We start from the raw sequence: 15,295 nt of genomic DNA on the forward strand, positions 1-15,295 counted from the left end.
AATGATTCGCCAAGTGTTTGAGAATAAGGAAGTATATATGGATTTACTGTTATTAGCAGATGAACAGGAAAGTATGATTGCTCGTTATTTAAAGCGCGGGGAGTTATTTGTTTTAGAGGATATACAAGTTGATGTAAAAGCGGTGTGTGTTGTAACTCATGAAGGAAATGGATTGTTTGAATTAAAAAATTTAGCGACGAAGCCTAACGAGCAGCGTAAAGGCTACGGCAAGCAAATGGTGGATTTTGTTTGTGAACATTTCAAAAAGCGTGGTCATACAATGCAGGTTGGAACTGGAGATAGTCCGCTAACGATTCCCTTTTACGAGGCATGTGGGTTTATCAAGTCACACCAAATTGATAACTTTTTTATCGATCACTACGATCATCCCATTTTTGAAGCAGGTCAGCAGCTTGTACATATGATTGTATTAACGAAAAAATTAAACTAAAAATGTAGCTACCCCAAAAAAATATTGGTGTAGCTATTTTTTTATGGATAAATATATAAATTTTTCAGGTGCGAATTGTGTTTTTCTAACGGTTAAGCTAAACCGGTACTAAAACACTTTTAGATTCATTCAAACGGAGGTTGGAAAATTTTAGGTAAGGATGGTTTTGGTGTTCTTGGTTCACTTGGCTGTTGTGGTTGACGTGATCCCCGTTGCTGTCTAGGTGGTGGTTCTACAGGAGCGACAATCGTTGAAGATTCTAGTATATCTGGGGAACTTTTGAAACCTCGGTACATTCTCCATAGTGCTGGAAGATTTTTAAGCATTGGCGTTGCTTGTTGGATATAAGGTGTAAATTTTTGCGCATTTTCAAATAGGCTATTGGCACCTGATAAAAAACCTTCCAAGCGAGGTGCTCCAGCAGCAGTGTTTGCTACCGGCATCTGTGGCGGCGTCGGAGGCATAGAGTTCATGGGCATAGAGTTCATGGGCATAGAGTTCATGGGCATAGTATTCATAGGCATGCGCGTATTCATAGGCATGTTCGTCATATACGGTGCATACATCGGAAAGCGTGGGGTAACGGGCATTTGCGGCATCATTCCCCCGGGAGGCATGTAAAATGGTCGTCGCATAATGAGCTCCTTCCTCAATTTCGTCATGAAATGTTGCATTTCTTTTGAAATTTTGTCTTAACTGTTTGACGGCAGTTCTATTTATCGTTATGATATGCAGATGGTCACTAAAATGTACGAAACATGGTACAATAGGACAGATGTAAGGAGGTACGAAAAATGTCAAAATATACTGATTATCAATTCAAGCCATTTTTGCAGGACGCCATTGCAAAACTTGGATTTACAGAGCCGACACCTATCCAAAAAGAGATGATTCCACTCGTATTAAAAGGTAAGAGTGCAATTGGACAAGCGCATACAGGTACAGGGAAGACACATAGTTTTTTATTACCCATCGTACAGCGTATTGTAGAAAACAAACAAGAAGTACAAGCGGTGATTACTTCACCAACTCGCGAATTAGCGCAACAAATTTTTGATGCGTTAAACCAATTAGTAGAAGGTACAGATATTTCTACTAAGCTATTTATTGGTGGTACGGATAAGCAACGTACAATCGATCGTTTAAAGACACAACCTCAAATTGTTGTAGGTACGCCAGGTCGTATTAAAGACTTAGTAAAAGAAAACGCGCTTTTAGTACACACAGCGCCGATCTTAGTAGTCGATGAGGCAGATTTAGCATTCGATATGGGCTTCATTGAAGAAATTGATGGCTTTGCTTCTCACATGCCTGAAAAATTAGAGATGTTCGTGTTCTCAGCAACAATTCCAGAAAAATTAAAGCCGTTCTTAAAGAAATACATGGATTCACCAGTTCATATTCATATGAACGACAAACGCCCTGTTGCAGAAGGTATTGATTTTGTATTAGTACCTGTGCGTTCAAAATCACGGAATTCTCGTTTAATGGAAGTTATTAAAGGGATTAACCCATTCTTAGCGGTTATTTTCTGTAACACACGTAAAACAGCGGAACATGTTGCTGGCTATTTAGCAGAGCAAGGGATTCGCGCGGGTCAAATTCACGGGGATCTTTCTCCACGTGATCGTAAAAAAATGATGAAGCAAATTCGTGATTTAGAATTCCAATACATCGTAGCGACAGACTTAGCTGCACGTGGTATTGATATTCAAGGAATTTCACACGTGATTAACTATGAAATTCCAGAAGATTTAGAGTTTTTCATTCACCGTGTAGGTCGTACTGCACGTGCTGGTTCGAAAGGTACTGCGATTACGTTATTCCAACCAGAAGATGAAGATGCATTAGTACGCGTAGAAAAAATGGGTATTCCTTTTGTTCAAAAAGACGTAAAAAATGGTGAATGGACAGAATTAAAAGACCGTCACCAACGTGCTAGCCGTAAAGGTGAGCGCCAAGAAGACGAAATTGATACAAAAGCTAAATCAATGGTTCGTAAGCCAAAGAAAGTAAAACCAGGCTACAAACGTAATATGCGTTGGGAAATGGACAAAATCAAGAAACGCGAACGTCGTATTAAACGTCGTACAAATAAATAAAATTGCGAATACGGCTGCTTAGAAAACTCTATGCAGCCGATTTATTCGTTTAGGAGGAAAAAAGGATGTTATTAGGATCACACGTTTCGATGAGCGGTAAAAAAATGCTGCTTGGCTCAAGTGAAGAGGCACTAAGTTACGGTGCCAATACATTTATGATTTACACAGGCGCACCTCAAAATACGCGTCGTAAACCAATCGAAGAATTAAACATTATGAAGGGCCTACTGCATATGCAAGAAAACGGTATGTCAAATATCGTTGTACATGCACCTTATATTATCAATTTAGGAAACACAACAAAGCCTGAAACATTTGAGCTTGGTGTTAACTTCCTACAAGAAGAAATCAAACGTACGGCGGCACTTGAAGCTACGCAAATCGTTTTACATCCAGGTGCTCATGTGGGTGCAGGTGTTGATGCAGGGATAGCTAAAATTGTCGAAGGTTTAAATGAAGTATTATCGCAAGATTACCCAGTTCAAATTGCACTAGAAACTATGGCAGGGAAAGGTACTGAAATTGGTCGTAACTTTGAAGAACTAGCACGAATTATTGATGGCGTGACTAATAATGAACGACTTTCGATTTGTATGGATACTTGCCACATTCATGATGGTGGATATGATATCGTCAACGATTTTGATGGCGTGTTAAATGAATTCGATAAAACAATCGGCTTAGATCGTTTGAAAGTATTACACATTAACGACTCGAAAAATGTGCGTGGTGCGGCGAAGGACCGTCACGAAAACATTGGCTTTGGTGAAATTGGCTTTGACACATTAAAATATATCGTACATCACCCACAGTTAATGCACTTACCGAAAATTTTAGAAACGCCATTTGTAGGTAGTGATGCGAAAAACAAATTAGCGCCGTACAAACATGAAATCGCCATGCTACGTGATGGAGAATTTCGTCCAGAGCTAATCGATCAAATGCGCGGATAATTTGAAAAAACACCTTTTGCACTAATTTAACGCAAAAGGTGTTTTTTTACTTTTCATAACTAAGTTTTTGATATAATTAATTGTATATGAAAAATATTAGAGTGGGGGCAATTTATGAAGAAAGTAATTCAGCTGATGGTACTTAGTATTTTGTTTTTAGCATTACCATTGCAAAGCTTTGCATCAATTAATAGTGCAGTGATTTCAAATTTAGGTTCAGGAGATGCTGCGGTGACAATTCGTGATATTGATACAGGGAAGATTGTTTATTCACATAACGGAAATAAATTAATGCGCCCTGCTTCGAATATGAAGCTCGTATCTGGTGCGGCTGCATTAGGTATTTTGGGTGAGGATTATCGCTTTACAACTGACCTTTATATTGATGGTAAAATTCAAAATAACGTACTCAACGGCAATGTATACATAAAAGGCAGTGGCGATCCTACATTAACGAAGGCAGATTTTATTGAGTTTGTATATATATTAAAACAAAAAGGCATTCGTAAAATAAACGGTAATTTAGTAGGGGATGATAAGGCTTTTTCGGGTAGTACATTACCAGTTGGAGTTGAGAAGGTTGATGAATCGTATTATTTCGGTGCAAGAACTTCAGCAATTACCATGTCGCAAAATGAAGATTTTGATGCAAGTACAGTCATTATTAATGCAACTCCAGGCAATATTGGGGCAAAGCCAAGCTATACAATTCAACCGAATTTAAGTGGTTTGGTCATTTCAAATCAAGCGAGAACCGTGAAGAATGGTCAGAAAAACACCTTAAAGATTGAACGAGTTTACAATTCAAACAAAGTCATCATTTCGGGTGATTTACCAAAAGGTAGTAGTAAGAAGGAATGGGTTACATTACAAGATCCATCTGTGAACACAATGCAAGCAATAAAATTAGTTATGCAAGGATCAGGGATTACATTTAGTTCAAATTCAAAAATTGTATTAGCACCAGTAAAAGATGATGCGAGATTATTGTACACAAACAAATCAAAGCCATTAGCAACGATATTCCCTGCTTTTATGAAGCTAAGCAATAATAGCATTGCCGATATTTTAGTGAAAACAATGGGAAGACAAGAATTGGAAGAAGGAAGTACAACAGCAGGTACAAAAGTGTTAAAATCATATAGTCAATCCATTGGTTTGGCAGTAGATAACTGGCGCTTTGTAGATGGATCTGGTTTGGCTAATTCAAATCGAGTAACGTCAGACGGTTTATCGCAGTTATTATTTGCCGTGCAGCAAGAGCCGTATTTTAACACGTACTTTAACTCGCTTCCAGTAGCGGGGAATAGTGAGCGTATGGTGGGTGGTACATTGCGAAAACGGTTAACGGCAACAAATTTACAAAATCGTATTTTTGCAAAGACGGGCTATATTCCTAATGTCTACACATTATCAGGTTATATTAAGGGGAATAGTGGTAAGCAATATATTTTCTCTATTCTTTTAGAAAATAAAGCGAATGGAATAACGTACATTGATCGTACAGTGACGGAGCTTGTAAAAAATTTATAAGGTAGGTAATAAGTTATGCAGAAGCTTTTATTAACTGGATTTGAACCATTTCTGTCGAATCCAATTAATCCAACAAAGGATATTGTAGAGGGACTAAATGGCAAAGTTTTTGGGGAATATGAAGTGATTGGCAGCGTGCTATCGGTTGACTTTAAACAAGCACCACAACAGTTTTTAGCTTTGATAAAGGAAGTAAAGCCGACCATCATTGTTTCATTAGGCTTAGCAGCAGGCAACACACGCATAATGCCTGAGCGTGTCGCAATTAATGTCAAGGATGGCGAGAAGGATAATAGTGGTGTTGCATTTGTAGATGCACCAATTCATGAAGATGGAGACGCTGCTTATTTTTCAACATTGCCAATCCGTAATATCGTCAATCGTTTAAATGAAGCAGGCTACCCAGCAGCTATTTCTAACTCTGCTGGTACGTACTTATGTAATAATATCATGTATGAAGGATTAAATTATGCAAAATCTCATTGTGATGTGCAGGCAACGGGCTTTATTCATATTCCTGCTTCGTTTGAATTAGCCATACAAAATGGACGAATTGCAGGTTGGTCACAGGTGGATTTACAAGCTGCAATCGAACTAGCAATAACAGAATGCATCGCAAAAGATTAAAAATTGTCATAATTAGCAAGGTAATCAGCTTGCTTGAATGTTGATTTGGCGCTTTATACCAAAATTCGATAAAAGTCTTCGAAAAACGATATGTAAAATTGAGAAATAAATTATTGTTGTATAACGTCTTCCTGTTGTAATTTTATTAGTAGATAACAGGAAGGCGGGGAGAAATACGATGAAAAAAGATTATCGAAAAGCAATGCCGATTTTACCAATTCGTACGGTGATGCAGATTACGAATTTATCAGCTCGACAAATTCGCTACTATGAGGAGCATGAATTAGTGGAGCCAATGCGAACTGATGGCAATCGTCGTCTATTTTCGCTCCAAAACGTCGATGAATTATTAGAAATTCAAGAGCTATTGGAAGAAGGCGTCAATATCGCGGGTATTAAAAAAGTATTTGCGTTGAAGCGTACGAGCAATAGCCATACATATCGCGGTAAAACAATTAGCAATGGAGAGTTACGCGCAATTGTGCTAAGAGAAATGCAGGCGTTATCGTAATTTCATGTTTTTCTTGTGAAAAAACAAAAAGGAATCGTCTACTTTGCGCCGAGGATGAAGGCTAGTTTGTTCTGTATCAGGTGCAAAAAATTTCCGAGTCCCATTCCCGTTGAATTGAAAATCCTCGAAGCATAAAACCTCCTCACTTGTGCACATTACATAGTGGGAGGTGAACATCAATGGGAAATAAAAACGGCAATCATAACAATCGAAACAGCAAGAAGACAATGAATGCAAGAACGCATAATCCTTTTGGTACCTACAAAAACAAAGATTTAGATGCCAGCAATAGTAATAATAACAACCCTAATGATAATCTAAACGAAGAATTCTCAGCAGAATTTGATGCCAAACTCAAAAATGCAAATAATAAAACGAATCATGACAAAAATCAACAATCCAATAAAAATAAATAGCCAAACCTATCTTTTGAAAAAAATCAGGACATCATTACACTGTGGCGTTATTGATTAAATAATGGAGGTGGACAAGAATGGCGAAGAAAGGTAAAACAAGCTTTAAAAAGAAAAAGAAAGATGATAAGCCTAAAACTAACAACAAGCGTGAAGAATATGCACCAGAATTCAACGCAGTAATTCATAATAATGTTCAAAAACCTAAGCAGTAAATAAAAATGGTAAGAAAATAGATGCTCCAAGAAGGAAAGGTAAAACTTCAGGAGCATCTATTTTTGTTGTTATTTCTGAGCGAACGCTAGTTTAACTTGATTCAGCTAATTCTTTTTGTACCGTAAGCAATGCGACAGGTACAGAAGTCCCCGATTGATTTCCCCTAAGTTGCGCAAGCTATAAAAGAGGCGAGAAGGTCAATGATATTCAAAAAAAATGTTGTACGTATTGTTTTTATAACGGCTTTATTTATTCCATTACACACGCTACCAATAGTTAATGCCCAGCAAGAAGCACCTGCCTATGCGAAGTGGGGCATACTCGCCATGAAAGAAACACAAAAAAGATATCCTGATGCGAAAATTATTGATTATTTGCATCAAGGAAGCGAATTAAAAGAAACCGTAACTATTGAAAAGTTTAAGTTATGGTTAAAAAAGGGCGACAAAGAATTTGGTGTATTTGTAAGCATAGTGTTTGTTACTAAAACAGAAAAGTTGGTTATGATTGAATGATAACTAGCGTTGTTATATTGAAGTATGTGCAATTGCTTTAATTTTTTTCATTGATTTCCTTATAATTTGTACTTTTATTTGGTTGGGGTTTATGAATTAAATCCCAACTAGCCTCATTAATTTTTTATAGCGTTTTTCACCAAGTAACTTATGCAATTTTTGTAATACTTCATTTGGAATACCGGTAATTGCCCAGCTAATATTGGCGTGCTTCATGATTTTACGCAGTTTTTTAATTTCCTCCAATGTTAATTCAATATCTTTTTTTTGGGCGAATTGCTGAAGTTGTTCATCACTCATTTGGTGTAATTTATTTAACAATTCCAAATTCTTCATTATAGCTCTCCTTTCAAGTTTCTTTCCTTTACATTGTAAAAAAAGTCTACTATACTAATTTGATGTAAATCGTAATGATTTTGAATTAGAAAGAAGCGAAAAAAATGAACAAACCATTGATTGAATTGAAGGATGTTTCCTTTCAATATGAATACACACAAGTATTAAAAAACATTTCTTTACGCGTGAACGAGGGCGATTTTTTGGCGTTAATCGGTCAAAATGGCTCGGGTAAATCGACGCTATTAAAATTGATTTTAGGGCTATTAAAGCCGATGTCTGGGGAGATTAAATTATTTGATGAGCCAGCAAACCAGTTTAAACACCGCGAATGGATTGGCTATGTGTCACAGAAATCTAATGCCTTTAACTCTGGTTTTCCGGCAACCGTTGAAGAAGTAGTAAAAAGTGGCTTATCACAAAAGGTTGGACTGTTTAAGCGTTATCCAAAAGATGCAGACCTTTTAGTGAAGGCGGCCTTGAAAGATGTTGGCATGGAGCAATTTATGAAGCGGAATATTGGACAGCTTTCAGGAGGACAGCAGCAGCGTGTATTTATTGCGCGCGCATTAGTAGCTGATCCAAAGCTACTTATTTTAGATGAGCCAACTGTTGGGATTGACCGTGAAAACGTGCAAGCATTTTATGATATGCTCGCTCATTTAAATAGGCATCATAAAATGACTATGATTTTAGTAACACATGATGTCGATACCGTATCTGACCGTGTAAGCCACGTGGCATGCTTAAATCAAACGATTCATTTCCACGGTTATAAAAATGATTTTGATACGATTTCGGAAGAACAGATTGAAAGCTGGAACGGTCACACTGTTCGAAAGATTCATTAAGAGGAGTAGGCCATTATGATCGAAGCAATATTAAACTATGAATTTTTACAAAACGCCTTTTTCTCAGGGCTCATTATTGGTGTCATTGCCCCGTTACTGGGGGTATTTATTGTTGTTCGTCGCCTGTCACTAATCGCGGATGCGCTGTCACATGTAACGCTTGCAGGCATTGCTGGGAGTCTTTACATAAGTCAGTCTTTTGCCGGATTGGCGCTGCTTAATCCGATTTATTTAGGAATTGTGGCGTCGGTAAGTGGTTCAATCTTAATCGAGCGCTTGCGACGTTTGTATAAACACTATGAAGAGCTTGCAATTCCAATTATTATGTCGGGTGGTATCGGGGTTAGTGCGATTTTAATTTCACTAGCAAGTGGCTTTAATACAGATTTAATGAGCTATTTATTCGGCTCGGTATCGGCTGTTTCGAGACAGGATTTATTTGTTGTCATTGCGATTGCGATTGTCGTGGTGATTTTCTTAGTATTATTTTTCAAAGAATTATTCGTTCTATCTTTTGACGAAGAATATGCAAAAGCAAGTGGATTGCCAGCAAAATGGATTCATTTGTTATTTATGGTTGTTGTGGCACTTGTCATTGCGGCTAGCATGCGTATTGTTGGGATATTATTAGTATCTAGCTTAATGACATTACCGGTAGCAGCAGCAATGCGTTTAGCACATGGCTTTAAACAGGCGATCATTTTAGCGATTGTATTTGGTGAACTAGCGGTATTAATAGGATTAGTTAGTGCATTTTATTTAAATTTAGCGCCAGGTGGTACGATTGTCGTAACTTCAATTATCATTTTATTGTTTGTCATAATCATTAAAAAAATGGTTTTAAAATTATCAACTAAGGTGGAAGGGGAAGAAGCACAGTGAATACAACACGCGCGTGGGAAATATTAAAAGACAATGGCTATAAAAAAACAGATAAACGAGAGTTGATTTTGGGTATGTTTGCGGCTACGGATAAATATTTGACTGCCCGTGATTTACTGCAAGTGCTGAAAAAAGACTTCCCAGGCATGAGCTTTGATACGATTTATCGTAACTTAGCAACATTTGTTGAATTAGATATTTTAGAAGAAACTGAGCTAAATGGTGAACGTAATTTTCGCATGCATTGCGAATCGGATCATCACCATCATCATTTTATTTGTCGCGATTGTGGGAATGTGAAGGAATTATCACTGTGTCCGATGGAGATGCTCGGAGAAAAGCTGCCAGGTTATGCAATAGAAGCTCATAAATTTGAAATATATGGAAAATGCCCAAGCTGCTTATAAAGGTATAAATTTTATGTATTAATCCATGAAATCGATGTGAATTTAAAAACTATTTGCATAATTTCATCAGTATGATAAAGTAAGCTTTACAAATTGAATAGTTTGCAAGAAAGAGATGCCTAGTGCATAAATGGGAATTCGGTGTAAATCCGAAGCTATATCCGTAACTGTAAGCGTAGATGAAAGTAAGCAAAATACCACTGCTAAAAGCGGGAAGGTGCTTATGTTTAAAGTGAAGCGCTAAGCCAGGAGACCAATCTTTTTCTGATCGTAACACACCTCTTCGGAATTAAAGAGAATGTACGGCAGCCATACATCAAATGAGCGTTTTTAAATATACCTTTTTGATTTTATGAAGCCATCCATTTTCTGGGTGGCTTTTTTCATTCCACTTAAGATTTCAAAGAGCAATGAATTTGAAGTGAGGTTGAGAAAGTTGAAGAAGGATATTCGTTATTCGTGCTATCCATTCATGCGTGAAAAATCGAGTTGTGTTGATTATGAAATTCGTACAGATTCACTAACGACACGTATTGGTGCGGTTATTCCGACATTAGTGGATGATGAACGCGGTCGGATTGTATTAGAAGATTTACGTCTCATACAACCGCTTGCTTATCACGTAAATGGTTCAGTGCGCGGAAAATTAGCGATTACAGAAGATGACTTACAGTGGTTAAGCGATCGTTATGATTTTTATGTTAGTGAAGTAAAAGAATCCATACAGCAGTTTTTATTACCTCAAGGGGTAGAAAGCGCGGCCCGTCTTCATATTTGCCGTAGTGAAGCGAAAAAATCATATCGCGCATTACATAAAGTAAGTGAGGAAAGAGATGTTCCTGAAATTTTATTCGACTTTTTAGGCTTACTTGCCAATGTATTGTTTGTGATGGCTGTGTACATGAACAAGCAACACGAATGTGATGAAATTGTCTTTACCTCAAAATCTTATCCAATGAAAAAGAAAAAGGAGCAAAACAATGAACTTTAAAATGAAATGGGTTGCACCTGTTGCAGCAGCACTACTTTTAGCAGCATGTGGAGCAGACGAAGAAAAAGCATCAAAAGATCCAGTTAAGCAAACTGAGGTGGATGGTCCCTACACAGTTGTAGATGACCGCGGTATTGAAGTAACTTTCGAGGAAGTACCAGAAACAATCGTATCATTACAGCCAAGTAATACAGAAATTTTATTTGAGTTAGGTGTCGGTGCTCAAATTGTTGGTGCAACAGATTATGATACATATCCAGAAGCGGCACAAAAAATCGAACGTGTTTCTACGTCAACAGTCATTAACGCAGAACGTATCGTTGAGTTAAATCCAGACGTAGTCGTAGCTTACACAGCCGGTGATGAGGCACAAATTGCACAGTTAGAAGACGCGGGCTTAAAGGTGTTTGTCATCGGTTCAGCTACATCATTTGACGATGTCTACACAGATATCATTCAGCTTTCTGAAGTAATGGGCGTTGAGGAAAAGGGAAATGAAGTCGTAGCAGACATTAAAGGACAAATTGCAGCAGTTCAAGAGAAAACAGATACAGTAGATGCAAAGAAAAAAGTGTACTATGAAGTATCACCAGCTCCAACCATTTGGACAACTGGTAGCGATACATTCCAACAAGAAATTATGAATACAGCCGGTGTTGAAAATATTTTCGCAGATCAAAATAGCTGGTTAAGCGTAACAGAAGAAGATGTAATTACACGTAATCCGGAAGTAATTATTACGCCAGCAACTTATATGGAAAATGCAGTGGATGAAATTTTAGGTCGTGCAGGCTGGGATCAAATTCAGGCTGTTTCAGATAAGGCTGTTGTGTTAGTAGATGGAGATGTTATGTCTCGCCCGGGGCCACGTATAGGTGAAGCGGTAGAAATTATGGCAGAAGCCGTATACCCAGAATTATTTAAATAGGCTTATAATAATAGAACATGCCTGATTGTAGGTGTGTTCTTTTAATTATTTGCAAAGGTGGACTACAATGATCTTTATAACTGGCGGAGTACGTAGTGGTAAAAGTGCCTATGCCGAGCAACGTGCCCTGGCTTTGGGGGACGAAAAACACTATTACTATTTTGCAACGGGTGCCGCGTTTGACGAAGAAATGAAAAAGCGAATTATACGACATCAGCAAGACCGCATGCAGCAAGAAATCAATTGGACAACAGTGGAAATGCAAGTGGAAATACCCCAACAAATTAATCAAGTATCATCAAATGATGTTGTATTATTTGAATGTGTTACGACATGGCTTTCAAATGTGCTCTATTTAAGTGAACAGCAAAAAAATCGTAGCGAATATATCAATAACTGCATCGAATCCCTACAAAAGCAATTGCAAAATTGGCAAGTACAAGGTGCTACAATAATAGTTGTATCGAATGAAGTATTAGACGAGCTGCCTTCAAAATATGAGGAAGTGAATTTATATCGCAAGTTGTTAGGAAACTTGCATCAATGGCTTGTGCAGCATAGCCATGAAGCTTATGAAGTACAGTTTCAACTTGTACAACGATGGAAATAGGGGGTGAGCAGGTTGAAAAATGCAAGTCAAGGTTTCTTATTAGCGTGGCAGTTTTTTTCTTTCATACCGATAAAAAAGCAATTAGATATGAATAAAAGCTCGATTACGTGGATGTATGCGAGTTTACCGCTCGTTGGTTTAGTAATTGGTGCAATGATAAGCTGTGGTGCGTATTTACTTGTTAGCTATAGCGACATATCCAATTTATTATTGTCGATTTTACTTGTAATTGGCATGGTTATTTTTACTGGTGGGTTACATTTAGATGGCTTTATCGATATGTGTGATGCCTTTTTTTCATATGGTGATAAAGATAAGCGATTGCAAGTGCTAGATGATCCCCGCACAGGCGCTTTTGGTGTGTTAGGGATTGTATCATTACTTTTGTTGAAGCTTGGTTTTGTTTATGAAACACTAGCGCAAGGGCAGTTAGGAATGCTTGTGTATATTGTCATTATTCCATATATTGCGCGCATCGGGATGCTTGTGTATTTTGTAACAATGAATACGTCGAAAAAAACAGGTTTAGCCGCCTATTTTAAAGAGCAGGTAGTAAGAAAGCAGCTCATTATTTATAGCGCAGTGCTGTTTACACTAATGAGTGCAGCGCTGATATATACTGGGATTTATAGCTTCTTTATTTTAGTAGCCATAATGCTAGCTGTAGTTGTAATTTACCGTAAATGGTCGTATCGGAATTTTGGGGGTATGAGTGGGGATTTACTCGGTGCATTAGGTGAAAGCTTGGAGGTTGTTTTATGGCTAACAGCGTTACTGTGCATTTAATTCGGCATGAAAAAACGGATGCTAATATAAAGCGCAAATATATCGGCTGGACGGATGAGCCAATTGTTGAAAATGTAAATATGAGACCGATTTTGCAGCCAGACATTGTCTATGGTAGTGATTTAATGCGCTGTGAACAAACTGCCAATCGCTATTTTCCGCAGGCAAAATTTAAAGCATACCAAAGTTTACGTGAGCTTCATTTTGGCGACTTTGAAATGAAGACGTATGAAGAATTACAACATAATAAAATGTATCGTGCATGGATTGATGATCCGTACAATGTAACACCGCCAAATGGTGAAAGCTTTGAACAATTTAAGCAGAGAGTAGTTCAGACGTTTATGCAAATCGTTGAAGCACAACAAGACTACACTTTCATTGTGCATGGTGGCGTTATTCGAATACTTCTTTCGCAATTTGGACTTAAAGAAAAAACATTTCAACAAGTGATGGCCAATCATCGGACCATTTATACGTTACAATGGGCAACACTTGAGGATTTTATTGGGGGTACGAAATGCACGTCATACTCGGAGGCGCACATAACGGGAAACGTGCGTATGTAGAAAGAGAAGTCTTAAAATTCAAACAAAGAGAAGTAGTGTTTTTTGAAGGAATAATACCCGATTCATCGTATGAAAATGCAGGGAAAGTACTTGTTATTAGTGAATTTGAAAAAATCATTGCACCTTTTTTAAATCAACCCGAACAAATTATTGCGCAGGAAATATTTGAGCAAATTGAACATCTGGCACAAAATAATTTATTGTACTGTATATGTACGGATACGAGCCGTGGTATTGTACCAATAGAGAAAGAGGCACGTCAATTACGAGATACATGTGGACGTTTGTATCAATTACTATGTGCGCACGCCGACACGGTAACGCGGGTATGGTATGGAATTCCTCAGCAACTAAAAGGAGATAGTTATGGAGAAAAATAAATTACGACTAATTATTTTAACGGCTTTAATTGCCGCAATTTGTGTGATTGGCAGCATGATTAAAGTGCCAGTAGGAATGATTACAACTGCGGCACTTGATTCGGCCCCGGCTTTTATTAGCGCGGTATTTTTACCACCTGTTTTTGCAGGAGCAGCAGGTGCGTTTGGACATATTGCCACAGGATTAACTTCAGGATTTCCACTTGGCGTATTTCATGTTTTAATTGCGATTGAGATGTTTGTTGTTGTAGCTGTTTTTGCATGGTTACATCGAAAAGGGTATCACTTTTTGAAATGGGTTTTTGCAATTGTAGCGAATGGCATTATTTCACCGTTACCGTTTTATTTCTTAATTTCGCCAGCATTTTATATCGGTGCATTGCCTTCATTATTCATTGCGACTGTAATCAATGTTGCGATTGCGGCGGTTGTCATGCCAGTTCTTAAAACCGTGATTCATCGTGTTGGGGTGAATGCATGAGAAATGCAATTGAAGTGAATGAATTCATCGTGACGATTGATAATTCTGGCTGTATTGGTAGTAAAGATTTGGACGCAGTGCACGTACCAGACGAAATTACTGCCTATTTCACTGCGCGTACGGCAATATTAGAACAGCTTTGTGCAGGTGCTCAGCCAATTCAATTATTAATGGCCAATTTTTCGGGGGATGCGGTTTGGGCAAGTTACGAACAGGGCTTTCAACGTGCATTTGATGAAATGAAGCTTGCCATGCCACCACTTACTGGTTCGAGTGAGTCCAATTTTCAAGCGCTACAATCGGCCGTGTCTTTAACGATTATTGGTCAGAAAAAATTTCAACGCACGGTACAAGACTGTGTTTTTTTTGTTGTAGGCGAGCCACTTGTTGGAAATGATGTGTTAGCTAATCCAAATAAAGTAGCAAAATTACATGAGCTTTATGAGGGCTTAGTAGATGAAACCATTGCAGCAATTTGGCCAACTGGGTCGAAGGGCATTGCAACGGAAATCGAACGCTTTATCGGCAAAGGCTATACAAGTGATGTGGAGTTACATACTTCTGCCGGGCCATCCTGTGCAGTACTAGTCGCGGTACAACATCAAAATATACAGTCATTTAAAGAGAAAATCTCTGCGCCAATATATGAAATTACTGCTCTAAAAAAATATTTTAAATAAATATTGAAAAATTATAAATTTTCTAAAAATAAAGTGGTAAGATAGAGTGTATCAATCTATTTTTAGTTAAGGA

The 15,295-nt window shown here is 37.9% G+C and carries 22 protein-coding genes and 1 riboswitch; of the genes, 20 read left to right on the plus strand and 2 right to left on the minus strand.

The window, feature by feature from the left end; all coding sequences use genetic code 11:
- Position 1: 1 nt before the first annotated feature.
- Positions 2 to 451 carry a GNAT family N-acetyltransferase gene (locus LZ480_RS04280; protein WP_241368137.1) on the plus strand — a complete coding sequence of 150 codons (450 nt, stop codon included), beginning with the start codon at positions 2 to 4 and terminating at the stop codon, positions 449 to 451.
- Positions 452 to 576: 125 nt separating this feature from the next.
- Here the strand turns inward: LZ480_RS04280 and LZ480_RS04285 are convergent, their stop codons facing one another.
- Positions 577 to 1,086: a YqfQ family protein gene (locus LZ480_RS04285; protein WP_241368138.1), complete on the minus strand. Its 510-nt coding sequence runs from the start codon at positions 1,084 to 1,086 to the stop codon at positions 577 to 579.
- A gap of 159 nt (positions 1,087 to 1,245) precedes the next feature.
- Here LZ480_RS04285 and LZ480_RS04290 point away from each other — a divergent pair, with 159 nt between their 5' ends.
- The 8 genes from LZ480_RS04290 to LZ480_RS04320 all read left to right on the plus strand — a co-directional run bounded on the left by LZ480_RS04290 (position 1,246) and on the right by LZ480_RS04320 (position 7,321).
- Complete coding sequence (locus tag LZ480_RS04290; RefSeq protein ID WP_241368139.1) at positions 1,246 to 2,553, plus strand: DEAD/DEAH box helicase; 1,308 nt, start codon at positions 1,246 to 1,248, stop codon at positions 2,551 to 2,553.
- A gap of 65 nt (positions 2,554 to 2,618) precedes the next feature.
- The gene (locus LZ480_RS04295) at positions 2,619 to 3,506 is read left to right on the plus strand and encodes a deoxyribonuclease IV (protein ID WP_241368140.1); all 888 of its coding nucleotides are present in this window, start codon (positions 2,619 to 2,621) and stop codon (positions 3,504 to 3,506) included.
- Between the two features lie 114 nt (positions 3,507 to 3,620).
- The gene (gene dacB / locus LZ480_RS04300; RefSeq protein WP_241368141.1) at positions 3,621 to 5,039 is read left to right on the plus strand and encodes a D-alanyl-D-alanine carboxypeptidase/D-alanyl-D-alanine endopeptidase; all 1,419 of its coding nucleotides are present in this window, start codon (positions 3,621 to 3,623) and stop codon (positions 5,037 to 5,039) included.
- Between the two features lie 15 nt (positions 5,040 to 5,054).
- Entirely contained in the window at positions 5,055 to 5,666 is a 612-nt protein-coding gene (locus LZ480_RS04305; RefSeq protein ID WP_241368142.1) for a pyroglutamyl-peptidase I, read from the plus strand.
- A gap of 178 nt (positions 5,667 to 5,844) precedes the next feature.
- Positions 5,845 to 6,177, plus strand: coding sequence for a MerR family transcriptional regulator (locus LZ480_RS04310; protein ID WP_241368143.1), 333 nt, complete (start codon positions 5,845 to 5,847; stop codon positions 6,175 to 6,177).
- Between the two features lie 179 nt (positions 6,178 to 6,356).
- Positions 6,357 to 6,593 (plus strand): hypothetical protein, encoded by a 237-nt coding sequence (locus LZ480_RS04315; RefSeq protein ID WP_241368144.1) that lies wholly within the window; start codon positions 6,357 to 6,359, stop codon positions 6,591 to 6,593.
- Positions 6,594 to 6,670: 77 nt separating this feature from the next.
- The gene (locus LZ480_RS19845) at positions 6,671 to 6,805 is read left to right on the plus strand and encodes a hypothetical protein (RefSeq protein WP_255731186.1); all 135 of its coding nucleotides are present in this window, start codon (positions 6,671 to 6,673) and stop codon (positions 6,803 to 6,805) included.
- Between the two features lie 201 nt (positions 6,806 to 7,006).
- Positions 7,007 to 7,321: a DUF3889 domain-containing protein gene (locus LZ480_RS04320; RefSeq protein WP_241368145.1), complete on the plus strand. Its 315-nt coding sequence runs from the start codon at positions 7,007 to 7,009 to the stop codon at positions 7,319 to 7,321.
- Positions 7,322 to 7,417: 96 nt separating this feature from the next.
- On the opposite strand, the gene LZ480_RS04325 is transcribed toward LZ480_RS04320, so the two are convergent.
- Positions 7,418 to 7,657, minus strand: a complete 240-nt coding sequence (locus LZ480_RS04325; RefSeq protein WP_241368146.1) for an isopropylmalate synthase — start codon at positions 7,655 to 7,657, stop codon at positions 7,418 to 7,420.
- A gap of 104 nt (positions 7,658 to 7,761) precedes the next feature.
- Here LZ480_RS04325 and LZ480_RS04330 point away from each other — a divergent pair, with 104 nt between their 5' ends.
- The 11 genes from LZ480_RS04330 to LZ480_RS04380 all read left to right on the plus strand — a co-directional run bounded on the left by LZ480_RS04330 (position 7,762) and on the right by LZ480_RS04380 (position 15,222).
- Positions 7,762 to 8,508 (plus strand): metal ABC transporter ATP-binding protein, encoded by a 747-nt coding sequence (locus LZ480_RS04330; protein ID WP_241368147.1) that lies wholly within the window; start codon positions 7,762 to 7,764, stop codon positions 8,506 to 8,508.
- A gap of 15 nt (positions 8,509 to 8,523) precedes the next feature.
- Entirely contained in the window at positions 8,524 to 9,390 is an 867-nt protein-coding gene (locus LZ480_RS04335; RefSeq protein ID WP_241368148.1) for a metal ABC transporter permease, read from the plus strand.
- The gene (locus LZ480_RS04340; RefSeq protein WP_241368149.1) at positions 9,387 to 9,797 is read left to right on the plus strand and encodes a Fur family transcriptional regulator; all 411 of its coding nucleotides are present in this window, start codon (positions 9,387 to 9,389) and stop codon (positions 9,795 to 9,797) included. Before LZ480_RS04335 ends, LZ480_RS04340 begins: the two co-directional genes overlap by 4 nt.
- Positions 9,798 to 9,893: 96 nt before the next feature.
- A riboswitch (cobalamin riboswitch) is annotated at positions 9,894 to 10,073 on the plus strand.
- A gap of 160 nt (positions 10,074 to 10,233) precedes the next feature.
- Entirely contained in the window at positions 10,234 to 10,788 is a 555-nt protein-coding gene (locus tag LZ480_RS04345) for a hypothetical protein (RefSeq protein WP_241368150.1), read from the plus strand.
- Positions 10,778 to 11,716 (plus strand): ABC transporter substrate-binding protein, encoded by a 939-nt coding sequence (locus LZ480_RS04350; protein WP_241368151.1) that lies wholly within the window; start codon positions 10,778 to 10,780, stop codon positions 11,714 to 11,716. Before LZ480_RS04345 ends, LZ480_RS04350 begins: the two co-directional genes overlap by 11 nt.
- Positions 11,717 to 11,783: 67 nt before the next feature.
- Positions 11,784 to 12,326, plus strand: coding sequence for a bifunctional adenosylcobinamide kinase/adenosylcobinamide-phosphate guanylyltransferase (locus tag LZ480_RS04355; protein WP_241368152.1), 543 nt, complete (start codon positions 11,784 to 11,786; stop codon positions 12,324 to 12,326).
- A gap of 3 nt (positions 12,327 to 12,329) precedes the next feature.
- A complete protein-coding gene (cobS, locus tag LZ480_RS04360) occupies positions 12,330 to 13,112 on the plus strand; it encodes an adenosylcobinamide-GDP ribazoletransferase (RefSeq protein ID WP_241368153.1) in 783 nt (260 codons plus the stop codon).
- Positions 13,085 to 13,681 carry a histidine phosphatase family protein gene (locus tag LZ480_RS04365; RefSeq protein WP_241368154.1) on the plus strand — a complete coding sequence of 199 codons (597 nt, stop codon included), beginning with the start codon at positions 13,085 to 13,087 and terminating at the stop codon, positions 13,679 to 13,681. The genes cobS and LZ480_RS04365 overlap by 28 nt, the downstream gene beginning before the upstream one ends.
- Positions 13,633 to 14,061: a bifunctional adenosylcobinamide kinase/adenosylcobinamide-phosphate guanylyltransferase gene (locus tag LZ480_RS04370; RefSeq protein ID WP_241368155.1), complete on the plus strand. Its 429-nt coding sequence runs from the start codon at positions 13,633 to 13,635 to the stop codon at positions 14,059 to 14,061. Before LZ480_RS04365 ends, LZ480_RS04370 begins: the two co-directional genes overlap by 49 nt.
- Positions 14,048 to 14,542: an ECF transporter S component gene (locus tag LZ480_RS04375; RefSeq protein WP_241368156.1), complete on the plus strand. Its 495-nt coding sequence runs from the start codon at positions 14,048 to 14,050 to the stop codon at positions 14,540 to 14,542. Before LZ480_RS04370 ends, LZ480_RS04375 begins: the two co-directional genes overlap by 14 nt.
- Positions 14,539 to 15,222: a hypothetical protein gene (locus LZ480_RS04380; RefSeq protein WP_241368157.1), complete on the plus strand. Its 684-nt coding sequence runs from the start codon at positions 14,539 to 14,541 to the stop codon at positions 15,220 to 15,222. The genes LZ480_RS04375 and LZ480_RS04380 overlap by 4 nt, the downstream gene beginning before the upstream one ends.
- Positions 15,223 to 15,295 lie beyond the last annotated feature (73 nt).

It is taken from the genome of Solibacillus palustris, assembly GCF_022549215.1.
GTDB lineage: Bacteria > Bacillota > Bacilli > Bacillales_A > Planococcaceae > Solibacillus > Solibacillus daqui.